We start from the raw sequence: 23,860 nt of genomic DNA, 5'->3' as shown, positions 1-23,860 counted from the left end.
TGCGCGAGTGGTAGGGTTGGCATCTTTAATATCACGACCGCTGTGCTGACTGAAACCCCTGCGTTGAGCAATTCCGTGAGTTTCAAATGTCAATACAGCGCCAGACACTTCTATGCGGATTGAATAGACAGGAACGTGCGTAGAAGACAGTATCTCGGCACAGTTAGTGCTATTATCGGGAGTGTATCAATTGCGGGCTGTACAGGACGTCTCCCGTTCGGAACTGAGAGCGAGAGCCCGGAGTATCCGGGTGGAACGCTGATTATCAAGAACACGGGCAGGACGACAGTGAACGTTTCAGTGACTGTCAGCCCGGATAAGCACGATCCCTCGCTTGATGCCCCCGTTTCCAGCGGAGAGACGCTCGTCCGGCGTGAATTCGTCATCGCTGAGGCGGGCGATATCGTTACCGTAACGGCCCTCCTTGGGAGCGAAGGAGACCCAATTGACTTCCAGTTTCTTCCTGCTGGCGGGGAAGGCGGGGACGCCCCACCAGAAGTCGCTCGCCTCACATTCGAGAGTGCTGTCGAAGCAAATGCGACATGGAGCGCAATAGCCGGAAAATGAGCTCCTGTAGCACCAACCGATTTCAGTATTGGTCGAGATGGCTCTGTTGAAATCCTCTTCTTTAGAGAATTGTTTACGTGAATCCACTGAACACTACACGTGCGAACTGAGTGCTGAAGAAACTAAACAGATATAAATAATACTCGTACTGGTATGCAAGACTCAGAGGGTGGAATGCAGCAGCCGAACACTGTTCGTTTCAGACACTCAACGACGAAGCAACCGTTATCTATGCGTGCGTATCGATCGCTGAGGGTTCCGCCAGTTCTGATAGTTGTTCAAGTAGTCGTGCAAGCCCAAAGCGCGCATTCAGCAGCAAATCGATTACAGGACCAGGTTACTCGTCATGGTCGTCATCGATCTGTTCAAGAAACCGACGTACCTCGTCGAATTTCATTCCTTGCCGTACCTTGTCTTCGAACCTGTCGAACTCGATGAACCCCTGATCCGATAATTCGGGAAGTAGGACGTGATGGAGTTCGTAACAAATCGTGAGGTACTCCCCGGAGTTGAGAGTCTCTCCCTTACGAAGAATCGAGTCAGCAGACATCGAACTCTCGTCGAGGAGCGCACGTAGTACTCGCCGCTGTTGCGCTGAGAGTACCCGTTTGATGCGATCTTGGTTACAGCGTTCGTCACTCACAGGTCAAGTAGTTGCTACCGATTCGGCCACACTCGAATCGAAGTCGATCACTCCGAATGCTCGTTCTTTTCCACTTCGGTGACGATCACGTCCCAGTCAGGATGTTCGACCCCATTCCGACATTCGAATCCTCCTTCTACATCGATTCCACTCTCGTAGGCCCTGCGAAGGAGGTCTTTCAGCTCCGCGTTTAATTCTTCCTTCGACGCAAGCGAGGTCTCCTCAGGCGTCATCTTCCCGCCCCCCTTTCGTGTTTCTCCACTGTGAGCTCGTTTTCTGGTGTGATAGTGATCACACCGTAGCTGTGTACGGTTATTGCGTGCCCCTCGTGCGTGAATGCAGCGTGGGTATCCCCGTTTGTCCCGTTGCGAACGCGGACGAGCGCATCTAATTCGTCGGCGTCAACAGGGGAATGGAGCGGGTCGAGTTCTACAGGATCAGTATCCATTACGTCCGCCAGCGTTGCGACAACAGCCATGCTCGCTGGTGTCTTCTCCTGATCGAACCGGGTGCGAACAGTCCCAGATTCCTGAGCGTACTCAACCGCTTCTACTCCAACCCCAGATATCGTTGTACCCATCTAGCCTGATTCTAGCCGTCTGAGTCGGTTCAACAGGGATACTGATAATACAGCAGATTTAAAAGGCAGACTACCCGAACGGTCACGACGAACTGACGAGTGTTGCTCCAATGAGGCGTCGATGTCCCCGACGGAGTCGTGACGATAGTGACTGCTGGGTGATACCGAGCTCGTCGGCAATCTCTTCGAGCGACGCCTCGCGTGGGGAGTCGAAGTAGCCCAGTTCGTAGGCTAGTACCAGCGCCTCGCGTTGGGTCTCGGTCAACTCGTAGCCCTCGCCCTGGATCGGAAGCATTGCGTGGACGGCGGTGATTGTTATCAGAATGTCGTTTTCCTGGCAGTATTCTCGAAACTCGGCGATTGTCTCCTGACTCTCACCGCGTACCTCGAACCGCCATTCCTCTTTCGTTCCAATCCCGGAAAGCACGACGACGTTGGCCTTGGCAAGCGCACTCAGGATGCCGAAGTACTCTGACTCCCACTCGGCACGCATGAGATACTCGTCTTCGACGCTATCGACCACTCGAATGTTGCTCACGCCAGAATGTGCCTCGAACGCAGCTTCGATATCCTTCGTTTCTACATCGCGCACCCAGAAGTACGGGATAATCAGCGTCTCGTGTGGAATCAATCGCTCCAGTTCAACGGTCACACCCGGCAGGTTCTCGAACACACTTCCCAGCGGAAACTCCGCTACCGGACTCGTAAACTCCATCACAGTTGCCATGCGAAAGCCTTCGTCTGGCAGACGAATAACCGGCATGGGTGGTGTACCATGGCTTCGAGACGAGTCAACGCACCGTTGCTGGCTGAGATGGTGTGCGCTGCGAGCGGGGTATACCTCTGGCACCCGGATGGCCATGGTGCACCATGTCCTCTCCTTTTGTGCAACCGGACAATCTAGTCTTACAAGCGAGTATGAGTGTGATAACGGAGGTTCGCATCCCATCCGATGATTTTGAACTCGGGCAAATCCTCGGTCTAGAGCAAGCCTCGGCCATCGAACTGGAAACGCTCGTCCCGAGCGGGGACGTGACCGTGCCGCTCTTTTGGGTCTACGAACCGGTCGAAAACGGCTTTCTCGAGGCCGTCGAACACTATCCAACTGTCAACAGCGTCACAGAGGTGGACGTGTTCGACGACAGGACGCTAATCAGGCTCGACTGGGATGCGAGCCAGGACCACCTGTTTCAGTGCATCTTGGAACACGACGGGCAGATACTGGGTGCGACTGGATCGTCGGAAGGGTGGAATTTCGAGATGCGGTTCTCAGACCGCGAGGCATTGAGTCAGTGCCAGGACTGCTGTGAGGCCGCGCACATCTCTCTGGAGCTAACCCGCATATATAATCCGACGGACCCGGAGGCCGGTCCGTGGTACGGCCTGAGTGAGCCCCAACGAGAAGCGTTGACGCTTGCCATTCGAAGGAGATACTACGACATTCCACGAGGGTGTACGACCGCAGAGTTAGCTGACGAGCTCGAGATTTCCGATCAAGCAGTGACGGAGCGACTGCGTCGTGCCATTGGGACGTTCGGGAGGTACGCACTTCTCACGCCCGAGTCAGCAGCGGAAATGGACTGACTGTTTCCATTATGCACCATGGGACAGAGCCAGGCAGATGGGACTACGCTATGTGAGTATGGATGAGAGTCGAGAGCTGGGGACACGTAATATACAGTCAATTGATGAGGGTACCAGTTCTTCGGAGCGTGAGAGATCGATCTCCCCCGATACGATTCTGTCGGCAGTAGCGAACGAACACCGACGCGCCGCCCTCAACGCGTTGGACAACGCTTCTGAGAAGACACTGGAATACGATGTGCTCGTAGATCGCGTTGCAGACCAGGTTCGGGACGAAGATGAGAACCTGGAGTCAGACGAACACCAACAACGCGTCCGAATCGCACTTCACCATACTCATCTTCCAAAACTGGAGGAGGCTCGGATAATCGACTTCGAGGCTGAAACGGGGCACGTCCGGTTTGTTGGCGGTGAACTGGAACAAGATCTCCTGACGTTGGTCGAGCCGTACGAGGCCTACGAGTGACAGAATATCGGATCGACTTCTCCTCCGTTCGACCTAAATCAGCCGTATTGTACGAATATGTATTGTTCGTCGTCTTCATTCTCTGTACTGACCGATTTGACTGACCCGAATTGAAATTTGGTCCGATACTGTATTGGCGCATTGTATCTTGCACGGCACTTCTGACGAACATCTGGCAAGAGGCACACTTACCGATCATTACTTGCCCTTTAATGGTCGTTAGATTGCTTGGTCAAGATTGTGGACGATACACGCAAGAGTGAGTTCACGGAACTGCTTCCACCAACGTCGTGAACGGACGAACGCGCCGTACTTCCGCTTGAGCGTTGAGTTGACTGTCTCTGATTGACTCCGTTGGCCGTAGAGATCGGCGTCTAAGCGTGCATTCCATGCCTTGTGAAGCGATGTGAACTCACGATGCTTAATTAGTGGACGAATCTCGTTTTGACGGGCAAGCTGTCTGATTTTCTGGTCGTCGTAGCCTTTGTCCCCGAGCAGGATGTCGATAGTCTTGGGGTTGCGTTTGATCAACGACGGAGCGATCTGGCTATCGTGTTTTCGTGTCGTCGTCACGTGTAAATCAAGGACTGCATTCACTTTGGAATCGACTAGCAGTGTTACTTTGAGTTGCTGAATCGTGAGTTTGGCTCGTTTCGTGTAGTGTTTTGAGGCGTGACTGCGGTCGAATCCCAAAGCATCAATCCCCGCAACGCCGTTAGTCGGGAGCAGTGAAACAGAGAGACTGAGCAGCACTCGCCAGACAGCCATATCGAGTCTATCGAACGCTTTGCACAGTGTTGATGGGGCAGGCAGTTCAGTGAGATTAATGATGCTCCGAATACGGGGCATTTCGATGAGTTCGTCGAGGAATGCTCGATACGTTGTATCCTTTCGAACTTTGAGACAGAGGAGAACGAGGTGCTGATGGAGTGTATAGCGTTGTTTCGAGAACTTCGAGGAGTATCGAGCGACGGCACGTTGTGCTAATTGAAATGCTTCCTCGACAAATCGGAGCAACCGAGACTTTTGGAGGGTCTGCATCTACTCAAACTACCGACTGAACCTGTAACTCACTAAGGATTTCAACAGAGCCGGTGAATTATGCGTTAGAATGAGTATGCGCAATTATCATACATCTCGTCTCTTTTGAAACAGTATGAACCGAACAGAACTGTTCCTCGCTTTAATCGTTTTCCTGTTAGCCGCACAGGTATACGAGACGGGAGATGGGCATACGCCTGAATTCATCGTAATCCCCGTTCTGATGATTCTTTTCTTATTTCCGTTTTACGTCGTTGGTACCGCTATCATCGAACACGTTGCTGAGTAATGAATTACTTGTACTGAACGATTTACCCCTGTGACGACTTGGGGGTAGGCGAACTGTTCTATGACACCCTTCTATAATTCCAATACCTCTCTAAATTCGATTAAACTTCAATAATATCGAATCGGCGCTTATCTTCATATATCAAACAGAGGCAGAACGTAGAGGCGAGTAACAGCTGATAGCAAGCGGAATGGTGTTTCGGCTAAGAAAAATGTACAACCGCTAACTGGGTGCGTGGAAAACGCGGTTCAAATCTCCGAAAATACTCGTTTCTATTCAGCTATTGAATGAATGAAAGTTGGGCGCCCAAGGGAGTTCAGCCCACGTACCGCGACGGCAAGGAACCGCTCGCGGTGGGAGTGGGCCAACTCGGATTTGAACCGAGGACCTCCCGGTTATCAGCCGAGCGCTCATACCTAGCTGAGCTATTGGCCCGTTCGTTGGGCGCGTTTCACCGTAGCCCCGTGGGTCGTTTAAACGTTTCTTTTCGGGCGTCCTTTATGAGGCCGTGGCACGATTATCGGCCGAAGGAATCGTCGCCGCCGTCGGAAGACGTTCCGTCGAAATCGCCGCTCTCGGCGCTTTCATCCGTGGAGACGTCCTCGAACTCGTAGTCGTCGGCGCCCACGTCGACCGTCTCCGTACCGTCGCCTGGGCGACCGGGGTCGGAACCGGGACCCGAAGCACCGCCGAACCCGCCCCGAAAACCACCGTTTTCGCCGTCGCCGCTCGGAAAGCCGCCGATGTAGACGTTCCCGGTCGCGAAGCCGCCTGTTTCGCTATCGAGATACGGCGTCACGACGTAGCGTTTGACTGCGACCCGGATCGGGTAGCGCGTCGGCGGAAGCACCAACAGGAGACCGATCAGATCGGTGATGAGCCCGGGCGTGAGCATCAACGCGCCGGCGACCAGGAGGAACGCGCCGTCGAGCAGCGCGTTCGTCGGCGGCTCCCCCCGGGCGAGTTGGCGCTGAATCTTTCGGACCGTGTGTCGACCCTCCGCGCGAACCAAGAGCAGCCCCAAAAGCGCCGTCAGAACGACGATCGCGACCGTCGCCGCGGGACCGAGGGTGATCGGGCCGATCCCCGTCGCGAGGACGACCAACAACAGGACGTCCACGAGCGGGACGAGCAGGAGGAGTCCGATGAACCGCAGGTACATACATCGGGCTACCGGCCGCCCCGGGAAAACGTTTCCGAGACCGGTGGACACTCCGGCACGAACGCGCGGAAACGATATCGCCTTACCCCCGCCGCCGCTTTGCCTACCCGATGAAAGCCGCGCTTGTGATCCTCGACGGCTGGGGCCTCGGCGATGGCGGCGAGAGCGACGCCGTCTCGGCGGCCGAGACGCCGGTGTTCGATCGCTTCCGCGAATCGGGTGCGTTCGGAACGCTCGAAACGCACGGCAGACGCGTCGGGCTTCCCGACGGACAGATGGGTAACAGCGAGGTCGGCCACCTCAACATCGGCGCGGGACGCGTCGTCAAGCAGGACTCGACGCGGGTGACGGACGACATCGCCGACGGCGTCTTCGCGGACAACGAGTCGATCGATGGAGCATTCTGGTACGCGGACGCTCACGACGGCCGAGTTCACCTCATGGGGCTCGTGAGCGACGGCGGGGTCCACTCCTATCAGGCACACCTTCACGCCTTGATCGAACTCGCCGCGGATCGGGGCATCGATGCGGTGACGCACGCCTTCACCGATGGCCGCGATACGGCACCGAAAAGCGGAGCAACGTTCCTCTCCGAGCTCGAAGCGACGGTCGCCGAACACGGAGCCGGAAACCCCGCGACGGTCTGTGGGCGGTACTACGCGATGGATCGCGATCAAAACTGGAATCGGACGAAGCGCGCGTACGACGCGATCGTCGACCGGGAGGCACCGTACCGAGCCGGATCCGCGGTCGAGGCAATCGAGGCGGCCTACGAACGGGGAGAAACCGATGAGTACGTCGAACCGACCGTGATCGGAGCCGACGACCGGGCGCTTTCGGACGGCGATGCGGTCGTGTTCTTCAATTTCCGAGCGGATCGAGCCCGACAACTCACGCGTTTGCTCGCTGATATCGATCCCGAGTGGCCCTTCGAGACTGATCCACCGGCGATCGAACTCGTCACTATGACCGAATACGACGAGACGTTCGACCTTCCGGTCGCGTATCCGCCGATCGAACCCGAGCGAACGCTCGGCGAAGCGATCGCCGAGGCCGGATTGACGCAGCTGCGAGCCGCCGAATCGGAGAAGTACGCCCACGTGACGTACTTTTTGAACGGCGGCCGAGAGACAGTCTTCGAGGGCGAGCGTCGCGAGATCGTCGACAGTCCCGACGTGCCGACCTACGACCGGAAACCGGAGATGTCCGCCGCCGAACTGACGGACGTCGTGATCGACGCGATCGAACGCGAAGGCCCGGACGTGCTCGTGTTGAACTACGCCAATCCCGATATGGTCGGTCACACTGGGGATTTCGACGCCGCCGTCGCGGCCGTCGAGGCGGTCGACACACAGCTCGGTCGGCTCGGTCACGCCGTTCGCGAGGCGAGCGGACACCTCTTCGTCACTGCCGATCACGGCAACGCCGACGACATGGGAACGCCCGATCACCCCCACACCGCACACACGACGAATCCGGTCCCGTTCATTTACCTCGCGAACGATGGCACGGACGGCGGTCCAACGGTCAGACCGGGCGGGACGCTCGCCGACATCGCTCCGACGCTCCTGTCGGTTATCGGCGTCGAAATACCCGACGCGATGACAGGAGAACCCCTCCTGCGATGAGCGAACAGATCGTCGTTCCGTCGGACCGCGACGTGCGAGGGACGCTCGATTCACCCGAAAGCGATCGATGCGTCGTCGCCTGTCCGCCACATCCACAGATGGGCGGCAGTCGAACCGATCCGCGACTGCGAGCAGTTAGCGACGCGCTCGATTGTGCCTGTCTACGATTCGACTACGGACCGTGGGACGAGGGGCGAGGCGAACTAGAGGACGTTCGAGACGCGTACGCGTGGGCGACGGACAACTACGACCGGGTACGTCTGTTCGGCTACAGCTTCGGCGGCTGCCTCGCGTTGGTCGCCGCCGCCCGCGAATCGGCCGCCGGAACGCCACCCGAACGGGTCGTTGCGCTGTCGCCAGCCGCACGACTCACCGAGGAGATCGACGCGGTCGCCGCGATCGAAGAGATCGACTGCCCCGTCGGCATCGTCTACGGCGAGCGCGATACGACCGTCGACGCCGAGGCGGTCACAGAGCGGGTTCGAGAGCGCGGCGGCCGCGTCGAAGTGGTGAGCGCGGACCACCACTTCGTTGGGCAGGAAAAAAAGGTCGGCGAACTGGTCGCAGAACTGCTGAGTATATAGAGAGGGGCCGGGTTCAAAAACGGGGTAATAAACGACGGGGTGGGTTATTAAAAACACCTATGAATAAACCAGGTGCGATATAGCTATGAGACAGCGAACTGTTGCCGGCGTCGATTGGGCGGGAGGGATGTGGTTAGCGGTCATATTTGAGCAAGGTTCGTACTCGAACTGTGTTCTCGAAGGCGACTTCCGAGCGTTTTGGGACGAGCATCGATCGCTCGAGGACGTGTTTATCGATGTACCGATCGGCCTTCCGGATGACGGTGAAACGGTAGTGCAGCGCGAGACGGTCGATTCGCTAGCCCGTTCGATGACTGGTCGACCGTCCAGCGTCTTCCCGGTTCCGTCGCGAAACGTCGCCGCTGACGTATATTCACACGGAGCTCACTACGACGAGGTTGCGAGGCGAAACGAAACAGACATCGGGAAGGGATTGTCGACCCAGTCGTATCATATCGCAGAAGGGATCGGGGAAGTCGATTCAGTGCTACGTGGAGATGAACGGGCCAAAGAAGTGGTAATTGAATCACACCCCGAAGTGTGTTTCCGCGGCCTTTTGGGTCGCCGACTTCGACATTCGAAAAAGACGGCTGCTGGCGTCGGCGAGCGTCTGGAAGCACTCGAGACGGTGGTGGATGAACCGGGAACGTTACTCCGAGACATTACAACTGATTTAGCGGATACGCCGGGCGCGGACGGCGTCGAAATCGACGACGTCCTCGATGCGCTCGTGCTCGGGGTCGTTGCGCGGGAGGCGGCTGGGGATCCCCGGACCCTCCCGGAAGACCCCGAAACGGATCGTGAGGATTTACCGATGCAGATGGCCTACTGGGCTCGCGAGCCGATTCGCAAGGGGATCGATGAGTGAGCCGAAATACGAGCCTCCGTCGAAGGGCGTCCGAAGGTCGCTCGAAGGCGGTTCGCTCGGGAGCGTGCGGCGCGCTCTCTTGGCGGGGGAAAGACGCCCAATGACGGCTCGAACCACTCCGAGTGCGGCCGAAGAACGTACGCGCTATCTTTCAGCGACGTTCCTCAGAGCAAAGCTCTGACCCGGTTACCCGAAAGGGTACGCGCTTTTCGGGACGACGAGAGACGTGGGCGTCTCTCGAATCACGCATCAGAATCCGTTGGATTCTGGGCGGGTTTTGGTCGCGGGGGCGATCGCGCTCAGACGGCCCGCGATCGCTAGTGCGTACAAAAAGGTCGTTCGAAATTGTTTTGTCCGACGCTTGCGCACCGTCGGTATGCCGACGGAACTTACTGACTACGATCCCACTCTCGGGAGAAAATTCATTTTCGTCACCGGCGGTGTGATGTCCGGATTGGGCAAAGGCATCACCGCGGCGAGCACCGGACGCCTGCTCGCCAACGCCGGATTCGACGTGACGGCCGTGAAGATCGATCCGTACCTCAACGTGGATGCGGGAACGATGAACCCCTACCAACACGGCGAGGTGTACGTCCTGAAAGACGGCGGGGAGGTCGACCTCGACCTCGGAAACTACGAGCGATTCCTCGACATCGACATGACGTTCGATCACAACGTCACGACGGGTAAGACATACCGCCACGTGATCGAAAAGGAACGCGCCGGCGACTATCTCGGCAAGACCGTTCAGATCATCCCCCACATCACGGACGATATAAAACGTCGGATCCGAGAGGCCGCGGCGGGACACGACGTCTGTATAATCGAAGTCGGCGGTACCGTCGGCGATATCGAGGGGATGCCCTACCTCGAAGCGCTCAGACAGTTCGCCCACGAGGAGGACGACGAGGACATCCTGTTCACGCACGTCACGCTCGTTCCGTACTCGAAAAACGGCGAGCAGAAGACGAAACCGACCCAACACTCCGTCAAGGAACTCCGCTCGATCGGACTCCAGCCCGACGTCCTCGTCGGCCGCTGTGACGACCGACTCGAGTTGAAAACGAAGGAGAAGATCGCACTCTTTTGTGACGTGCCGGTCGACGCCGTCTTCTCGAACCCCGACGTCGAGGACATCTATCACGTCCCGCTGATGGTCGAAGACGAGGGACTCGACGAGTACGTCATGTCGAGACTCGGCCTCGAGGACGAGGCGATTCCGAAGGCGGATCGACAAAACGAGTGGCGCGAGATCGTCACCCGGGAGGCGACCGGCCAGATCGATATCGCACTCGTCGGCAAGTACGCCCTCGAGGACGCCTACCTCTCCATTCACGAGTCGTTGAAACACGCCGGCTTCGAGGCGAACACCGAGGTCAACGTGCTGTGGGTCGACGCCGACGAGATGGACGACGCCCACGCGGATCGGCTCGAACGCGCAGACGGGATCATCGTTCCCGGCGGGTTCGGAGCCCGCGGGATGGGCGGCAAGATCAAGGCAGTCCGATACGCTCGCGAGAACGATGTACCGTTCCTCGGTCTCTGTCTCGGCTTCCAGATGGCCGTCGTCGAGTTCGCGCGGAACGTCTGTGGGTACGAAGACGCCCACTCCGCAGAGATGGACGATACGACTGCTCACCCCGTGATCGACATCCTGCCCGAACAGTACGAAGTCGAAGATATGGGCGGAACGATGCGACTCGGTGCCCACGAGACGGACATCGAACCGGGAACGTTGGCTCACGAGGTGTACGATTCGACCTCGTGTACCGAACGCCACCGCCACCGCTACGAGGTCAATCCGGAGTACATCGAGGAGCTCGAAGCCGCCGGACTGGTCTTTTCGGGCCGGGCGGAGAATCGAATGGAGATCCTCGAGTTACCGGACAACGAGTTCTTTTTCGGAACGCAGTTCCACCCCGAGTTTCGTTCGCGGCCCGGGCGGGCCTCGCCGCCGTTCGTCAGTCTCGTCGAGACGATCCTCGAATCCGAGGAGACGGAGCACGAGGAGGTGACGGTCTGATGGTCGACACCGAGTCGTTCATCGAGCAGAAGGTCACCGAGATCAGCGAGGCGATCGGCGATTCGAACGCGATCATCGCCCTCTCGGGCGGCGTCGATTCCTCGACGGCCGCGGCGCTCGCCTACGAGGCCGTCGGCGATCAACTGACGCCGGTCTACGTCGACACGGGTCTGATGCGTAAGGGCGAAACCGAGGAGATCCGCGAGACGTTCTCCTACATGGAGAACCTCCGGGTCGTCGACGCGCGCGAACGGTTCCTCGACGCCCTCTCGGGCGTCGTCGACCCCGAGAAGAAACGGCACGTGATCGGCGAGGGGTTCATCCGCGAGTTCGAGACGGTCGCCCGCGAAGTCGATGCCGACTACTTGGTGCAGGGGACGATCTATCCCGATCGGATCGAGAGCGAAGGGACGATCAAATCGCACCACAACGTCGGTGGTTTGCCCGACGTCATCGATTTCGAGGGGATCGTCGAGCCGATGCGTGACCTGTACAAAGACGAGGTCAGAGAGGTCGCGCGCGCGCTCGACCTCGAGGAGATCGTCTCGGAGCGAATGCCGTTCCCCGGCCCCGGACTCGCCGTCCGCGTTCTCGGCGAAGTGACGGAAGGAAAACTCGAGGTGGCCCGAGAGGCGAACCACGTCGTCGAGGAGGAACTAGCGGAACACGAGCCGTGGCAGGCGCTCGCGGCCGTTCTCGGCAAGGCGACCGGGGTGAAGGGCGACAACCGCGTGCACGGCTGGGTCGTCGCGGTTCGATCCGTCGAATCGCGCGACGGAATGACCGCCCGGGCACAGGAGGTCGACTGGGCGACACTGCAGCGAATCCAATCGCGAATAACCGGCGAAAACGAGAACGTCTCCCGCGTCGTCTACGACGTGACGCACAAACCTCCGGCAACGATCGAGTATGAGTAAAGTCATCGTGGCAGGCGGCGACCCGGACGGGATCGGTGCCGCCCTCGAGACCCAGGGTGCGACGGTCAGCTACGCCGAGGGAACGGCGGACCGGCCCTCGCTCGAAGCCGCCGGTGTCGAGGACGCCGACATTCTCGTGGTGACCGACGCCGGATTGGCGACGTCGGTGACCGTCGCCCTCGAGTGTAACCCTGCGCTTCGGATCGTCATCTACGCCCACGACTCTGTACCCGAGTTTATCAGGGGACAAGCCGGCCATATCGTCGACCCTGCGTTGCTCGACCCGGAGACGATCGCGGACGAACTGCTTCGGTGAAATCAGCGGCTACGGTCGCGGTGCGGCGTTTTGGAGCGCCGTTTCGGCGACGTTCCCCCCGTAGTCGGCGCTTCTGGACAGCGAGTCGACGATCAATCCGAGCAGTTGCGCCTGTTGGGGTTCGAGCTCCCGGATGGTATCGTCGACGGCCCGCGCGAGTTCGTCGATGCGAGTCACACGCTGTCGGGCGTCGTTCGCGAGTTTCGTCGCGCGTTCTGATTCGTCCTCCAAGAGCGCCTCGATGGCCATCTCTACGATCTCGGTCGCCTCTGCGTGGAGTTCAGTAATCGCCTCGGCGGCGGCGTCCGGCGGAGAACCGAGCGTCCCGGCGTGCGTGGCAATCTTGGTGGCGTGATCGCCGATCCGTTCGAGTTGGCGAGCGCTCGAGTGGTAGTCGAAGCAGGTCTCTCGGTCGAGTCCAATGCTGGCCACCGCCGAGGGATCGCGCAGTACGGATCGGAACACCCGTGAGACCATAGACCAGAGTCGGTCGACGTCGTCGTCGCGCTGGACGACATCGGCCGCGAGTTCGTCGTCGTCCTCGACGAGTGCCGTTACGGCGTCTGCGAGCATCGTCGTCGAAACGAGTTGCATTCGCGTGATCGCGTTGTGCATCGACAGCTCCGAGGAGTCGAGAAGGTCCTGCAACCGAACGCGACTCGACGTTTCGCCGATGACTTCGAGGCCGACGAGTCCCTGGGTGGCCTCGCGGATCGTCCGGCGTTGTGCGGCGGTCACCTGAGTGGTTTCGAGCGTGATGATGTCGAAGCCACTGACGTACATCGTGACGACCGCACGCATCAGTTCGTCACCCTCCAAACCGGTGATATCGAGTGTCCCTTCTGTTTTCTCTTCATTCCGCTGGGGCGTCAAAAGAAGCGTATCGTCTTCCGGGTGGAACTCGACCACGCTTCCGCCGCGAACCCCGTTCTCCGTCGCCCATCCCTTCGGCAATGAAACGGTATACGTAGATCCGCCCGTCACCTGGACTTTCCTCGTCTCCATACGTCCCGGACAGAGCTATATCATAAACATCTGTCGAAATATATAGCCGTTTAATCGGCAACAAGACCGTTTTTGAGGTATTTCAAGCTCGTTTCACATATAACGCCAGTTCGTAAAAGAGGATTCACCGAGTTAATACATAGGAATATATATTACACATAGTGGAGTACTTATCGCTCCGTGCATCCGGTAAGAACACTGATGGGACGGCATCGGAATCTCCGCTCGGGAACGAATCGTTCAGTACGGCCCAGAAAGCAGTGCCCGACCGTCCGGAAAATATCAGTTAACTGTCACACTCTCGCCATCAACGATATCAGATATAAGGCCACACAACAATGAGCTCCGACGAAACCGCTGATCCGACTGCCGAAACCGAATCGCTCGCAAGGTCCGCTGCCGCGGGGCTACAGGAGGGGACTCGGAAGCGAGGAACGGGAAAAACCGTCCTCAACGTACGGGATATAAACGTCTGGTACGGGGAAACGAAGGCCCTCTCGGATATCACGATGGAGATCCCTGAGCGGGAAGTGACGGCGCTGATCGGCCCCTCTGGATGCGGAAAATCGACGTTTCTGCGGTGTATCAACCGGATGAACGACCTGATCGACTCCTGTCGCGTCGAGGGAGAAATCAGGATGTACGGGAAAAACGTGTACGACGAAGACGTCGATCCGGTCGCATTACGGCGGAAGGTCGGGATGGTGTTTCAAAAACCCAACCCGTTTCCCAAGAGCATCTACGATAACGTCGCTTACGGGCTGAAGATTCAAGGATACGACGGAGACATCGACGCACGCGTCGAAGAATCGCTCCGTGGGGCAGCGCTGTGGGACGAAGTAAAAGATCAGCTCGATTCCTCCGGACTCGATCTCTCCGGCGGGCAACAACAGCGACTCTGTATCGCCCGCGCGATCGCCCCCGACCCCGACCTCGTTCTCATGGACGAACCGGCCTCTGCGCTCGATCCCGTGGCGACTTCGAAAATCGAGGACCTCATCGACGACCTCGCCGAGGAGTACACCGTCGTCATAGTCACTCACAACATGCAACAGGCCGCCCGCATCTCGGATAAAACCGCAGTCTTTCTCACCGGCGGCGAACTCGTCGAGTTCGGCGAGACGGGTTCGATATTCGAGAACCCCGACAGCGACCGCGTCGAGGCCTATATCACGGGCAAGTTCGGATAGGTTCGAGACCGGTGTTCGGAATCGAGAGCCGATAGCGCGTGGATGACGATCGTCAGACGTTCCCGAAAAGTCATACAGGTGAAGCTATAACCGGAAACAATGGCACGCAAAGGGTTTCAACAGCAGTTGACGGAACTACGCGAGAACGTACTCTACATGAGCGAGATCGTGCTCGAACGGATGCGGATGGGGCTTCGAGCACTGGCCGAAAAGAACCAATCCCTCGCGAGGGAGGTCATCGAGGGCGATCACGAGATCAACGAGATCTACCTCGAATTAGAGCAAGACTGCATCGACCTGTTCGCGCTCCAACAGCCCGTCGCCGGCGATCTCCGGTTCATCGCCGCGTCGTTTAAGATCATCACCGACCTCGAACGGGTCGCGGACCTGGCGACGAACCTCGGCGATTACACGCTCCAAGCCTCCCGGGACATGTACCCCGACGTCGACATCCAAGGGATCGGTTCGGAGGTCGTCGAGATGGTCGAGGAAGCGATGGACGCCTACGCGGAGGAGGACTCCGACGCCTGCTTCGATATCAACGAGCGCGACGACGAGGTGGACGCCCTCTGTGAACGCGCATCGAGTATCGTCGTCCGTGACCTCATCGAGACCGAGATGGATAGCGATTCGTCCGACAGCGAGATCGAGATCTTCATGGCCGAGGTATCACGACTGCTTCTCACCATTCGGGATCTCGAACGCGTCGGCGACCACGCCGTCAACATCGCGGCCCGGACGCTCTACATGGTCGAAAACAGCGACGAGTTGATCTACTGATCGCCACCGGACCTCATCGTTCGCGCGCGAACGCTCGAACCGGGGAACCGTCCCCATCCGGCAGCGAGAGCGGAACCGCGAACAGTCGACAGCGGTCCAGCCCAGCCAGGTTGGTCAGATTTTCCACGATCAACAGTCCGTTGCCCAGCAGTGCTCGGTGGGCTGGTACACCGCCACCGTCGTGTGAGCCACTCCGCGTCGGATCGGGATTCAACGTATCGAGACCGACGGACCAGCCGGCATCGACGCAGCGTTCGACGCACGCCCCGCTCAGATACGGATGGTCGACGTATCGTGGACTCCCCCAGTGTTCGTCCCACCCCGTTCGGAAGACGATCATGTCGCGATCGCCGTGGCCATTCGGTAGTACGGACGGACCGATCGCCTCGCGTACACCGAACGCGGTACAATCGACGACGGTCGCATCGAAGACGAACCGGTCGAGATCGAACGCGTCGAGCGAGTCGTCGAATCCGACGTGACTCGGCGCGTCGACGTGCGTTCCGGTGTGAGATCCACAGTGGATCTCCGAGACGCGATAGCCGTCCGCTTCGACGGTCGCAGCCGGTTCGACCGAGACGTCGGGGTCGCTGGGGAAGGTCGTCATTCCGGTCTCGATCGGTTGGGAGAGATCGCGGTACATCTCATGAGGAGAACCGTCGGCGTCTGCCTTACAGGTAGCCTTCGTTCAACAGCAGTTCGCCGTTCAACACGCTCGCGCCGGCCGCACCGCGCATCGTGTTGTGGGCCAGGCAGTTGTACTGGACCCCGTTCGTGGTCGTCTCGATACCGCCGGCCGAGACGGTCATTCCGCCGCCGAGGTTCCGATCGAGCCGGGGCTGGGGACGATCGAACTCCTCGAACACCTCGATCAGCTGTGCCGGCGAGGAGTACAGATCGATACTCGGGTACGAGCGGAACGCCTCGGCGACGGCTTCGGGGTCGGGGTCGTCCGCGAGATCGGCCCAGACGTTTTCGAGGTGACCATCGAGCGTCGGGACGCGGTTACACGACGCGGAGACGTCCGCGCCGTGGAGTTCGATCCCAGCGCCATCGAAGGAGCCGAGGAGCTTGCGCGATTCGGTCTCCATTTTGTCGGCCTCCCCGCCGATGTGGGGAATGACGTTGTCGATGATCTCCATCGACGTGACGCCGGAGTAGCCGGCGCCGGAGACGGCCTGCAGCGTCGAGACGTGGACCCGTTCGAGGCCGAACTCGTCGAGCGCCGCGAGCGTCGGAACCATCGTGATCGTCGAGCAGTTGGGGTTCTTGATCAACGCGCCGTCCCAGCCGCGATTGTCCCGTTGGACCTCGATGAGGTCGAGATGGTCGGCGTTGACCTCGGGGATAGTGAGCGGGATATCCTCGTCCATGCGTCCGTTCGATGAGTTCGAGGAGACGATGTACCCCTCCTCGACGAAGGCGGGTTCAACCGCCGAACCAACGCCAGACGGGAGCGACGAAAAGAGCAACTCGACGTCGTCGGGGACCTCTTCGGGGTCAGTGCCGACGACCGTGGTATCCGCGACATCATCCGGGATGGGTGAGTCGACGCGCCACTTCGCCGCGTCGCGGTAGGTTCGGCCGGCGCTGGACGACGAGGCGGTGAGGGCGACGATCTCGAACTCCGGGTGCGGTGCGAGCAGCTGGATGAGTCTTTGTCCGACGGCGCCGGTCGCGCCGAGGACACCTACGCGGGTGGACATTGCCAGTGGTATGACGAGCCATAGGAAAACGGTTGTGAAAAGCGGCCGCCTCCCGTGGATCAAAAATGAACGACCGTCGAGAATACTGGCCTACGCCGTCTGCGGAACGCGCTGTTTGTGGGTGACGTAGCCCGCGATCCGGTTGCGGACGCCCTTCGATTCGATGTTGGTCAGTTCATCGACGAGGGCTTTGTTGTGCTCGAAGTCGTCACCGAACGCCTTCGGATAGCGTTCCATGAGCAGTGCCGCAGTCTTTTTCACGTAGGCGGGTTTGATGGCCATTTATACTGTGTGATACTGCTGTGGTACCTAAAAAAGATTCGAAAGGGTGCCGCACTGCTGAAGATCCGACGAGATGCGCCCGTGAACGGGACAGCTCAATCCGCCGGGTCGTCGGTCGATGCCGCGTTCGAATCGATCGTAACCGCTCGATCCGCCTGCAGTTTGCCGAAGAGAACGGCGACGACGTAGAGGCCGACAGCGACGAGTACGATCGTCCCGCCGGCGGTCGCTTCGTAGTGAAACGAGAGGGTGATTCCGATCAACACGGCGAGTTCGGCGAGGATCACCGACGCGAGCAGCGCCTCGCGAAAACTCCGGGCGAGCTGTGTCGCGCCCGCGACCGGCACCACGAGCATCGCTGCGACGAGGATAACGCCCATGATCTGCATCGCACCGACGACGACCATCGCGGTGAGCATTGCCACGATGCGGTTGTACCAAGCGACGTTAATTCCGGCGACCCGTGCTGCGGTTTCGTCAAAGGTCACGTAGAGCAGCTGTTTGTACGTGACTCCGACGACGACCGTGATGACGGTGAAGAGCCCGAGGAGCAAGATCGTGTTCTGCTTCGAGACCGTCGAGAGGTTCCCGAAGAGGTACTGGTTGACGCCGACGGCGAGGCCGCCCGAATTGAGACTGATCAACACCGCGCCGAGAGCGAACCCGGTCGACAACACGATCGCCATCGAAACGTCGTTGTACGCGTCGGTCACCTCCGAGATCAACTCGATCGCGAGCGCGGCGATCATCGCGACGACGACTGCCGTGAGATACGGCGAGACGCCCGTTCCGAGGACGGCGTTGACGAACAACCCGACGGCGACGCCGGCGAAGGCCGTGTGGGCGAGCGCGTCGCCGATCAGCGCGAGCTGTCGGTGGACGAGGAAGGTACCGATCAGCGGGGCCATCACCGCGATGAGGATTCCGACGAGAAAGGCCCGGTGCATGAATCCGTATTCGAGCATCGAGATACCGAACTGATCCGCGAGGAACAGCATGAGCCCGCCCCACAGGCTGAGTATCCACAGTACTAGCCCGTAGATGACGTCGAACGCGCCGAGTGCGGCGACCGCGGTCACGCGATCGTCACCTCTTCACCCCGGCGGATGTTCGTCCCGTAGGCCCGATCGAGCGCGTCGCTTTCGGCAAACTCGCCCGGCGGGCCGTCGAAGTACAACTCGCGGTTGAGACAGACCACGCGGTCGGCGTGTTCGAGGACGGCCCCTATGTCGTGTTCGACGAGCAGGATGGTCATGCCGTCGTCGTTGAGCGCGTCCAACAGATCGAAGAACGCATCGACCGATTCGGCGTCGACGCCGACGGTCGGCTCGTCGAGGACGAGGAGATCCGCTTCGCCGGCGAGCGCGCGAGCGATATACGCGCGCTGTCGTTGCCCCCCGGAGAGCTTCGTGATGCGTCTGTCCGCGAGGTGTTCGATGTCGACCGTCCGCAGTGCGTCCCGTGCGAGTTCTCTGTCCTCGGTCGTGATGCGGCCGAAGCCGGCGTGCGGAAACCGCCCCATGAGGACGACTTCGGCGACCGTGATCGGCATCCGCTTGGTGTTCTCCGTAACGTCCTGTGCGACGTAGCCGACGCGGGCGCGATCGACGAACGCACTCGCCGGCCGCCCGAACAGCCGAACGTATCCCCGATCCGGTTCGTGGAGGCCCAGTATGAGCCGCAAGAGCGTGCTCTTTCCGGAGCCGTTTGGGCCGATGAGTCCGACGTATTCGCCGGAGTCGAGCGTGAGGGAGATACCCTGAACGACTGGACTCGCCGTGTAGCCGAACGAGACGTTTTCGAGGTCTATGAGCGTCATGTGTGGTATGGGTGTCGAATCGTGTGCCGCGTGGTCACTCGAAGTTCCGCCACTCCGCGTCGAAGTCGGGGTCCGGTTCGGCGGCGTCGAGGACGATCTCGAACGTCGGCATGTTGATCTCGCGGGCGATCTCGAAATACCCCCAGCCGTGGTCGGCCCACGCTTCCGTGATTCCGGCGTAGGGCGTCACCGGGTAGTACGCCTCGACGTCCGTCTCATCGCGAAGCTGCTGGGCGGGTCGGCGTGGTTCGAACACTGCCGCACCGATGTTCCGGATATCGTGTCCGGCGATCGTATCCTGTGCGCGTCGCATGTCGGCCGGACGGACGTCATCGTTGGCTGCGAGGTTCGTCACGAGCGGCTGAATCGTCGCCCCGTATCGCTGTCCGATGTACTCGAAGGCGTTGTGTGCGGCCAAGAAGACGACATCGCGTTCGGCGGCTTCGAAGATCGCCTCCCACTCGGTGTCGAGGTCGTCCAACTCCGAGTTGACCGAATCGGCGTTCGTTGCGAACGCCGATTCGTGCTCCGGAGCGATCTCCGAGAGGCCGTCGACGATGTTGTCGACCGATCGCTTCGCCAGACCTGGATCGAGCCAAAAGTGGGGATCCTTCCCTGACTCGACCGCCTCCTCGTCTCCGACGGTGTCGACGAGGTCGAGCAGTTCGATCCCCTCGCGGGCGTTGATCATGTGGGTGTTCGCCCCGTCGTCGCGGACCGTCTGAATCGCCCGATCGGCCCACGGCTGGAACTCGGGCCCAACGTTGATGAACGCGTCCGCATCGACGATGTCTCGGGTGATCGAGGGGTCGGGGTCCCAGCCGTGTCCGTGGAGGCCGGTCGGAACGAGGTTTTCGACCGTGACCGGCGTCTCGTCGGCCACCTTCCGCGCGAAATCGTAGAACGTAAAGAAAGACGCGACGGCGACGCGTCCGTCGGAGTCGTTGCTCCCGGTGTCGCCCGAACCGCTGCCGATACACCCGGCCAGTCCGACAGAGAGCCCTCCGGCGCTGGCGAGGGTGAATTCCCGGCGAGAGAGACATCGCGAACCGGGGGTGTTTGCTCCCATTACCGTAGCATTTGATATGGCTATACATTAAGTTTTGGTATCTTATTTTAAAATTAGACTGGTCTAACTTTTGTGGAGCGGTGCCCGTGATACCGACACAGTCGGACACGCAAACCGAGTTCCGAGTCTACTCCACGCCGAGGTCCGCGAGCGCTCGTAGTCGGTCGAACGCCTTCTTTTCGCGGGGACCGCCACAGCGGTCGACGACACCCGCGAAATAGTCGATCCGATCGGACAGCGCCGCCGAATCGTACCCCGACACGTCCAGTCTTGACACGGCGACCGTCGCCTCGACGACTGCGTAGTACCCCCGGTTCGTCGTCGGAACGGTCTCGTGTTCGACCGCCGCGTCGATCGGGTCGATCGCCCACTCGACCCACTCCGTTTCCCCCTCCGTCCCACGATCGACCGTGTGGACCTCGACGCTCGCCCAAGCGTCGGCGCTCGTCAAGATCGGATCGTCCTCCTCGCGGATCGAACAGGCCGCATCGACGAAATCGACGGGGTCGCTCGAAAACTGGACGTAGCCGCCGTCGCGTTCCTCGAAGTTCCGTCGGGTCCGGGTTCGTCCCCACGTCCGAGCCGTCACGGGGTCGCCGGCGAAGAGCCCGAGCGCGGCGACGTTCCAGCGCCCGTTCGGCCCGAGCGTCGCCACGATAGACTCCGTCACACCGCGGAGTTCGACCGGCCACTCGACACCGGTCATCTCACACCACCAATCCACGTTCGAGAGAGATAAAGAGCGCAGCGGCGATTATGTCCGCCGTCGTTCCCGGGTTGATATCGCGAGCGACGAACTCCTCGGCGAGCGCTTCCGGGTCTTCGGTCCCGGCAAGAACGTCCCGTGCGCGAGCGGTCGCCTCGGCTGCCGCTTTTCGGCCGTTTCGCGTGATGATGAACGTATCCGGCTCCGCGGCGAGCAACCGGAGAAACACCCTCGACGTACGCCGATAGATCGGGCCGTCGTCGTCGAGCAGCCATCCCGCCGCCTCGAAGCTCCGCTCGAACCTGGACGTCCACTCGGCTGCGACGCCGTCCCGATCGGCTGACCTATCCATCACGTCGTAGAGCGTTAGCTCCCGTTGCAAAAGCGTTTCGACGGCCGCCCGGCCGCGCCGCACGTCCAACGCGGCGAGATCATCGGGGGGATCGTCCACGGCGACGTCGACGTGGTCGAACGCCCGATAGAACCCGCAGGCGTCCTCTACGGTCGTCTGTTCCACTGTTTTCGCGACGCCCTCGGGGGTGAGCCGCTCGGTTGCGGCCGCCCGAACCAACGGAACCACGCACAAGAGCGCGCCGAACTGCGTGTTTCCACCGGATTGATCGGCCATTCCGTCGACTGCCCGCTCGAAGGCATCTCCGATCGGTGCGCCGTCGGCGGCCGCGCACAATCCGTCGAACGCCCCGACCGAACCGGCCATGAAGTGTTCGAATCTAAGGTCATCGTAGTCGCGGTACCGATCGACGTTTCCGGGTTTCGGCGTCCCGGTCACTTCGAGCAGCAGCGCCAACTGTGCGTTTTCGGCCGGGTTACGCATCCGGCGTCACTCCGGGGTCGGCCGGGTCGGAGATCCCGTCGTCGAACCAGCCGTCGACGGCGTCGCGGACGCGCTTCAGGATGGCGGGATCGTCCGAGGGGCGCCCCACCGAAACCGCATCCGCGCCGTGTTCGAGGTACCGGTGAGCGCTTCGTCGGTCCCGGACGCCGTTGTTGGCGATGACGAACGCCTCGGGCGCGGCCGAGACCACCTCGGCGATGACAGGTTCGCTGTCCATGGCGTCGACGTGGAGTGCGTCCGCGCCCGAGTCGACAAGCGTCCGGGACAGACGGGGCAGATCGACGCCCGGGACCTCGGCACGTACCTTGACGCTGACCGCCGGGCCCGCCTCCGCCGCCGCGGCGACCTGCTCGCAGAGGCGCTCGGTGTCCCGAAGCAACGTTTCGCCCGCGCCCGCGTCGCACATCTCCGACTGCCGGCAGTGGGCGTTCACCTCGAGGATCGCGCCGTGGTCCGCACAGACGGTCGCGGCCTCGGCGATCGCCGTCGGATCGACGCTCCGGACGTTGAACGCCGGTCGGAGATCGGCGGCGTCCAACGACGAGAGCTGTCGATCGAGAAAACGGATCGGCGATTCGGGGAGGAACTCGGTCCGCTCGCGATCGACGAGCGATCGGGCGGCGGCGCGCGCCTGACCGCCGAGTGCCAGCCCGCCGAGAAACGCACAGCCGACGTACGGTTCCGCCGTCAGCGCCCACTCGGCGTCGGACTCACCCGACAGCGAGGCAGCGGCGACGCGCGGTTCGAACATCAGGGAACCTCCACGCCGATCGCCTCGAAGGCCTCGCGGACGGCCCGACAGACGCGTAGCCCGTCCTCGGGATCGCCGAGTCGGGTATCGGTTCGGACGATCGGCCGGTCGAGAGCTGTCCCGTCGTCTTCGTCGAGGACGAACACGTCGGCGAATGGGTACGCGTCCGCGACGCCGGCCGTCGAGGGGTCGTGGCCCGTGGCGGCCATCAATTCGCCGGCCGGGCCAGAGAAGACCCGATCCCCCACGAACGGCGAAACCGCGACGACGGGCGTCGATTCGAGCGCCGACCGAAAGGCGTCCATGGCGAGCATCGGCCCGAGACTCGTCACCGGGTTGGAGGGGCCGATCACGACGGGCGAATCGAGGGCGTCGAGGACGGCGTCGGTCGGCTCGGCGTGCTCGACACCCCGGAACTCGACGCGCTCGACGTCGGGGTCGGCCCGCCGGTGCACCCAGAACTCCTGAAAGTGCATCGCGCCCTCGTCGGTGTGGACGATCGTGGCGACGGGACCGTCGCTCATCGGGAGGACGGGACGGTCGACACCCAGCGCGTCTGCGAGCGTTGCGGTCACCGTCGTGAGGCCTCTTCGCTCGTCCAAGAGCCCGGTGCGGGTGACGTGGATCGCCCGATCGCGGTCGCCCAACTGCATGAACTCGGCGACGCCCGAAAAGCGCCGGAAGCGTGCGATGTCTCGTCCGCTCGTCTGCGCCTCCTCGGGCAGATAGCGCGGTCCAGCCGGTACCCCCGCCGCGTCGGCCAGCCGCTGTATCTCGTCGTGCGTCACGGTGGTGTCCTCGTCGATCCCCCACCACGTCTCGTGATCGAGGAGACCGCCCTCCGAAAAGAGTACCGTATCGATATCGGGACAGACGAGGACGCCGCTCATCTCGATGTCGTCGCCCGTGTTGCAGACGACCGGAGTCTCCTCGGGGGGGAAGATCGTCTCCGACCCCCGGAGGAGTTTGGGCGTCCCCGTACCGCCGGCGAGGAAGGTTACCATACCACCGCTATCGGACCGACGGAT

At 60.7% G+C, this 23,860-nt stretch carries 28 protein-coding genes and 1 tRNA gene; 11 read left to right on the top strand and 18 right to left on the bottom strand.

Annotated elements, in window-relative coordinates; all coding sequences use genetic code 11:
* Window positions 1-135: 135 nt before the first annotated feature.
* Window positions 136-567: a hypothetical protein gene (locus R6U53_RS12955; protein WP_410322787.1), complete on the top strand. Its 432-nt coding sequence runs from the start codon at window positions 136-138 to the stop codon at window positions 565-567.
* A gap of 337 nt (window positions 568-904) precedes the next feature.
* Here the strand turns inward: R6U53_RS12955 and R6U53_RS12950 are convergent, their stop codons facing one another.
* The 4 genes from R6U53_RS12950 to R6U53_RS12935 form a co-directional block, all read right to left on the bottom strand.
* A complete protein-coding gene (locus R6U53_RS12950) occupies window positions 905-1,117 on the bottom strand; it encodes a hypothetical protein (protein WP_410322786.1) in 213 nt (70 codons plus the stop codon).
* Window positions 1,118-1,257: 140 nt separating this feature from the next.
* Window positions 1,258-1,443: a hypothetical protein gene (locus R6U53_RS12945; protein WP_410322785.1), complete on the bottom strand. Its 186-nt coding sequence runs from the start codon at window positions 1,441-1,443 to the stop codon at window positions 1,258-1,260.
* Window positions 1,440-1,790 (bottom strand): HalOD1 output domain-containing protein, encoded by a 351-nt coding sequence (locus tag R6U53_RS12940; RefSeq protein WP_410322784.1) that lies wholly within the window; start codon window positions 1,788-1,790, stop codon window positions 1,440-1,442. Before R6U53_RS12940 ends, R6U53_RS12945 begins: the two co-directional genes overlap by 4 nt.
* A gap of 82 nt (window positions 1,791-1,872) precedes the next feature.
* On the bottom strand, window positions 1,873-2,517 hold the full coding sequence (locus R6U53_RS12935) for a helix-turn-helix domain-containing protein (protein ID WP_410322783.1): 645 nt from the start codon (window positions 2,515-2,517) through the stop codon (window positions 1,873-1,875).
* A gap of 191 nt (window positions 2,518-2,708) precedes the next feature.
* On the opposite strand from R6U53_RS12935, the gene R6U53_RS12930 reads away from it, so the two are divergent.
* Both R6U53_RS12930 and R6U53_RS12925 read left to right on the top strand, forming a co-directional pair.
* Window positions 2,709-3,374, top strand: a complete 666-nt coding sequence (locus R6U53_RS12930; protein WP_410322782.1) for a helix-turn-helix domain-containing protein — start codon at window positions 2,709-2,711, stop codon at window positions 3,372-3,374.
* Window positions 3,375-3,432: 58 nt separating this feature from the next.
* Window positions 3,433-3,840 (top strand): hypothetical protein, encoded by a 408-nt coding sequence (locus R6U53_RS12925; RefSeq protein WP_410322781.1) that lies wholly within the window; start codon window positions 3,433-3,435, stop codon window positions 3,838-3,840.
* A 219-nt stretch (window positions 3,841-4,059) separates the two neighbouring features.
* Here R6U53_RS12925 and R6U53_RS12920 read toward each other — a convergent pair whose 3' ends face one another.
* The 3 genes from R6U53_RS12920 to R6U53_RS12910 form a co-directional block, all read right to left on the bottom strand.
* Window positions 4,060-4,881, bottom strand: coding sequence for an IS5 family transposase (locus tag R6U53_RS12920; RefSeq protein WP_410322780.1), 822 nt, complete (start codon window positions 4,879-4,881; stop codon window positions 4,060-4,062).
* Between the two features lie 649 nt (window positions 4,882-5,530).
* Window positions 5,531-5,605: transfer RNA gene (locus R6U53_RS12915), tRNA-Ile, on the bottom strand.
* An 82-nt stretch (window positions 5,606-5,687) separates the two neighbouring features.
* Window positions 5,688-6,332: an FxsA family protein gene (locus R6U53_RS12910; protein WP_410322779.1), complete on the bottom strand. Its 645-nt coding sequence runs from the start codon at window positions 6,330-6,332 to the stop codon at window positions 5,688-5,690.
* Window positions 6,333-6,442: 110 nt separating this feature from the next.
* Here R6U53_RS12910 and gpmI point away from each other — a divergent pair, with 110 nt between their 5' ends.
* From gpmI to R6U53_RS12880, 6 genes are all read left to right on the top strand, one after another.
* A complete protein-coding gene (gene gpmI / locus R6U53_RS12905; RefSeq protein ID WP_410322778.1) occupies window positions 6,443-7,960 on the top strand; it encodes a 2,3-bisphosphoglycerate-independent phosphoglycerate mutase in 1,518 nt (505 codons plus the stop codon).
* Entirely contained in the window at window positions 7,957-8,544 is a 588-nt protein-coding gene (locus R6U53_RS12900; RefSeq protein ID WP_410322777.1) for an alpha/beta hydrolase, read from the top strand. The genes gpmI and R6U53_RS12900 overlap by 4 nt, the downstream gene beginning before the upstream one ends.
* Window positions 8,545-8,629: 85 nt before the next feature.
* Window positions 8,630-9,412 carry a DUF429 domain-containing protein gene (locus R6U53_RS12895; protein ID WP_410322776.1) on the top strand — a complete coding sequence of 261 codons (783 nt, stop codon included), beginning with the start codon at window positions 8,630-8,632 and terminating at the stop codon, window positions 9,410-9,412.
* Window positions 9,413-9,788: 376 nt separating this feature from the next.
* The gene (locus tag R6U53_RS12890) at window positions 9,789-11,435 is read left to right on the top strand and encodes a CTP synthase (RefSeq protein WP_410322775.1); all 1,647 of its coding nucleotides are present in this window, start codon (window positions 9,789-9,791) and stop codon (window positions 11,433-11,435) included.
* Window positions 11,435-12,352: a glutamine-hydrolyzing GMP synthase gene (gene guaA / locus R6U53_RS12885; protein WP_410322774.1), complete on the top strand. Its 918-nt coding sequence runs from the start codon at window positions 11,435-11,437 to the stop codon at window positions 12,350-12,352. Before R6U53_RS12890 ends, guaA begins: the two co-directional genes overlap by 1 nt.
* On the top strand, window positions 12,345-12,668 hold the full coding sequence (locus R6U53_RS12880) for a CTP synthetase (RefSeq protein WP_410322773.1): 324 nt from the start codon (window positions 12,345-12,347) through the stop codon (window positions 12,666-12,668). The genes guaA and R6U53_RS12880 overlap by 8 nt, the downstream gene beginning before the upstream one ends.
* Window positions 12,669-12,677: 9 nt before the next feature.
* On the opposite strand, the gene R6U53_RS12875 is transcribed toward R6U53_RS12880, so the two are convergent.
* Window positions 12,678-13,673, bottom strand: coding sequence for a PhoU domain-containing protein (locus R6U53_RS12875; RefSeq protein ID WP_410322772.1), 996 nt, complete (start codon window positions 13,671-13,673; stop codon window positions 12,678-12,680).
* A 338-nt stretch (window positions 13,674-14,011) separates the two neighbouring features.
* Here R6U53_RS12875 and pstB point away from each other — a divergent pair, with 338 nt between their 5' ends.
* Together pstB and phoU are read left to right on the top strand one after the other, a co-directional pair.
* A complete protein-coding gene (gene pstB / locus R6U53_RS12870) occupies window positions 14,012-14,863 on the top strand; it encodes a phosphate ABC transporter ATP-binding protein PstB (RefSeq protein ID WP_410322771.1) in 852 nt (283 codons plus the stop codon).
* Window positions 14,864-14,962: 99 nt separating this feature from the next.
* A complete protein-coding gene (gene phoU, locus R6U53_RS12865) occupies window positions 14,963-15,643 on the top strand; it encodes a phosphate signaling complex protein PhoU (RefSeq protein ID WP_410322770.1) in 681 nt (226 codons plus the stop codon).
* 13 nt (window positions 15,644-15,656) lie between these two features.
* Here the strand turns inward: phoU and R6U53_RS12860 are convergent, their stop codons facing one another.
* The 10 genes from R6U53_RS12860 to cofD form a co-directional block, all read right to left on the bottom strand.
* Window positions 15,657-16,286: a cyclase family protein gene (locus tag R6U53_RS12860; RefSeq protein ID WP_410322769.1), complete on the bottom strand. Its 630-nt coding sequence runs from the start codon at window positions 16,284-16,286 to the stop codon at window positions 15,657-15,659.
* A 28-nt stretch (window positions 16,287-16,314) separates the two neighbouring features.
* Window positions 16,315-17,349 carry an aspartate-semialdehyde dehydrogenase gene (gene asd, locus R6U53_RS12855; RefSeq protein WP_410322768.1) on the bottom strand — a complete coding sequence of 345 codons (1,035 nt, stop codon included), beginning with the start codon at window positions 17,347-17,349 and terminating at the stop codon, window positions 16,315-16,317.
* A gap of 90 nt (window positions 17,350-17,439) precedes the next feature.
* Window positions 17,440-17,631 (bottom strand): 30S ribosomal protein S17e, encoded by a 192-nt coding sequence (locus R6U53_RS12850; RefSeq protein ID WP_410322767.1) that lies wholly within the window; start codon window positions 17,629-17,631, stop codon window positions 17,440-17,442.
* A gap of 95 nt (window positions 17,632-17,726) precedes the next feature.
* On the bottom strand, window positions 17,727-18,629 hold the full coding sequence (locus R6U53_RS12845; RefSeq protein ID WP_410322789.1) for a metal ABC transporter permease: 903 nt from the start codon (window positions 18,627-18,629) through the stop codon (window positions 17,727-17,729).
* A 77-nt stretch (window positions 18,630-18,706) separates the two neighbouring features.
* A complete protein-coding gene (locus R6U53_RS12840; protein ID WP_410322766.1) occupies window positions 18,707-19,450 on the bottom strand; it encodes a metal ABC transporter ATP-binding protein in 744 nt (247 codons plus the stop codon).
* A gap of 34 nt (window positions 19,451-19,484) precedes the next feature.
* On the bottom strand, window positions 19,485-20,519 hold the full coding sequence (locus tag R6U53_RS12835) for a metal ABC transporter substrate-binding protein (protein WP_410322765.1): 1,035 nt from the start codon (window positions 20,517-20,519) through the stop codon (window positions 19,485-19,487).
* 127 nt (window positions 20,520-20,646) lie between these two features.
* A complete protein-coding gene (locus R6U53_RS12830; RefSeq protein WP_410322764.1) occupies window positions 20,647-21,225 on the bottom strand; it encodes a DUF447 domain-containing protein in 579 nt (192 codons plus the stop codon).
* A 1-nt stretch (window position 21,226) separates the two neighbouring features.
* Window positions 21,227-22,060: a triphosphoribosyl-dephospho-CoA synthase gene (locus R6U53_RS12825; protein ID WP_410322763.1), complete on the bottom strand. Its 834-nt coding sequence runs from the start codon at window positions 22,058-22,060 to the stop codon at window positions 21,227-21,229.
* Window positions 22,053-22,832, bottom strand: coding sequence for a tRNA-dihydrouridine synthase (locus tag R6U53_RS12820; RefSeq protein WP_410322762.1), 780 nt, complete (start codon window positions 22,830-22,832; stop codon window positions 22,053-22,055). Before R6U53_RS12820 ends, R6U53_RS12825 begins: the two co-directional genes overlap by 8 nt.
* Window positions 22,832-23,836, bottom strand: a complete 1,005-nt coding sequence (cofD, locus tag R6U53_RS12815) for a 2-phospho-L-lactate transferase (RefSeq protein WP_410322761.1) — start codon at window positions 23,834-23,836, stop codon at window positions 22,832-22,834. Before cofD ends, R6U53_RS12820 begins: the two co-directional genes overlap by 1 nt.
* Window positions 23,837-23,860: the final 24 nt, after the last annotated feature.

The organism is Natronomonas sp., assembly GCF_046483325.1.
In the GTDB taxonomy this organism is placed as follows: Archaea; Halobacteriota; Halobacteria; order Halobacteriales; family Haloarculaceae; genus Natronomonas.
The sequence above is the reverse complement of the archived record's forward strand: the minus strand, read 5'-3'. Positions and strand labels throughout refer to the sequence as shown.

Excerpts from the sequence above, each read along its gene's own strand:
- R6U53_RS12950 (WP_410322786.1), bottom strand. The coding sequence starts at position 1,117 with ATGTCTGCTGACTCGATTCTTCGTAAGGGAGAGACTCTCAACTCCGGG.
- R6U53_RS12945 (WP_410322785.1), bottom strand. The coding sequence starts at position 1,443 with ATGACGCCTGAGGAGACCTCGCTTGCGTCGAAGGAAGAATTAAACGCG.
- R6U53_RS12940 (WP_410322784.1), bottom strand. The coding sequence starts at position 1,790 with ATGGGTACAACGATATCTGGGGTTGGAGTAGAAGCGGTTGAGTACGCT.
- R6U53_RS12935 (WP_410322783.1), bottom strand. The coding sequence starts at position 2,517 with ATGGCAACTGTGATGGAGTTTACGAGTCCGGTAGCGGAGTTTCCGCTG.
- R6U53_RS12930 (WP_410322782.1), top strand. The coding sequence starts at position 2,709 with ATGAGTGTGATAACGGAGGTTCGCATCCCATCCGATGATTTTGAACTC.
- R6U53_RS12925 (WP_410322781.1), top strand. The coding sequence starts at position 3,433 with ATGGATGAGAGTCGAGAGCTGGGGACACGTAATATACAGTCAATTGAT.
- R6U53_RS12920 (WP_410322780.1), bottom strand. The coding sequence starts at position 4,881 with ATGCAGACCCTCCAAAAGTCTCGGTTGCTCCGATTTGTCGAGGAAGCA.
- R6U53_RS12910 (WP_410322779.1), bottom strand. The coding sequence starts at position 6,332 with ATGTACCTGCGGTTCATCGGACTCCTCCTGCTCGTCCCGCTCGTGGAC.
- gpmI (WP_410322778.1), top strand. The coding sequence starts at position 6,443 with ATGAAAGCCGCGCTTGTGATCCTCGACGGCTGGGGCCTCGGCGATGGC.
- R6U53_RS12900 (WP_410322777.1), top strand. The coding sequence starts at position 7,957 with ATGAGCGAACAGATCGTCGTTCCGTCGGACCGCGACGTGCGAGGGACG.
- R6U53_RS12895 (WP_410322776.1), top strand. The coding sequence starts at position 8,630 with ATGAGACAGCGAACTGTTGCCGGCGTCGATTGGGCGGGAGGGATGTGG.
- R6U53_RS12890 (WP_410322775.1), top strand. The coding sequence starts at position 9,789 with ATGCCGACGGAACTTACTGACTACGATCCCACTCTCGGGAGAAAATTC.
- guaA (WP_410322774.1), top strand. The coding sequence starts at position 11,435 with ATGGTCGACACCGAGTCGTTCATCGAGCAGAAGGTCACCGAGATCAGC.
- R6U53_RS12880 (WP_410322773.1), top strand. The coding sequence starts at position 12,345 with ATGAGTAAAGTCATCGTGGCAGGCGGCGACCCGGACGGGATCGGTGCC.
- R6U53_RS12875 (WP_410322772.1), bottom strand. The coding sequence starts at position 13,673 with ATGGAGACGAGGAAAGTCCAGGTGACGGGCGGATCTACGTATACCGTT.
- pstB (WP_410322771.1), top strand. The coding sequence starts at position 14,012 with ATGAGCTCCGACGAAACCGCTGATCCGACTGCCGAAACCGAATCGCTC.
- phoU (WP_410322770.1), top strand. The coding sequence starts at position 14,963 with ATGGCACGCAAAGGGTTTCAACAGCAGTTGACGGAACTACGCGAGAAC.
- R6U53_RS12860 (WP_410322769.1), bottom strand. The coding sequence starts at position 16,286 with ATGTACCGCGATCTCTCCCAACCGATCGAGACCGGAATGACGACCTTC.
- asd (WP_410322768.1), bottom strand. The coding sequence starts at position 17,349 with ATGTCCACCCGCGTAGGTGTCCTCGGCGCGACCGGCGCCGTCGGACAA.
- R6U53_RS12850 (WP_410322767.1), bottom strand. The coding sequence starts at position 17,631 with ATGGCCATCAAACCCGCCTACGTGAAAAAGACTGCGGCACTGCTCATG.
- R6U53_RS12845 (WP_410322789.1), bottom strand. The coding sequence starts at position 18,629 with ATGCTGTTCCTCGCGGATCAGTTCGGTATCTCGATGCTCGAATACGGA.
- R6U53_RS12840 (WP_410322766.1), bottom strand. The coding sequence starts at position 19,450 with ATGACGCTCATAGACCTCGAAAACGTCTCGTTCGGCTACACGGCGAGT.
- R6U53_RS12835 (WP_410322765.1), bottom strand. The coding sequence starts at position 20,519 with ATGGGAGCAAACACCCCCGGTTCGCGATGTCTCTCTCGCCGGGAATTC.
- R6U53_RS12830 (WP_410322764.1), bottom strand. The coding sequence starts at position 21,225 with ATGACCGGTGTCGAGTGGCCGGTCGAACTCCGCGGTGTGACGGAGTCT.
- R6U53_RS12825 (WP_410322763.1), bottom strand. The coding sequence starts at position 22,060 with ATGCGTAACCCGGCCGAAAACGCACAGTTGGCGCTGCTGCTCGAAGTG.
- R6U53_RS12820 (WP_410322762.1), bottom strand. The coding sequence starts at position 22,832 with ATGTTCGAACCGCGCGTCGCCGCTGCCTCGCTGTCGGGTGAGTCCGAC.
- cofD (WP_410322761.1), bottom strand. The coding sequence starts at position 23,836 with ATGGTAACCTTCCTCGCCGGCGGTACGGGGACGCCCAAACTCCTCCGG.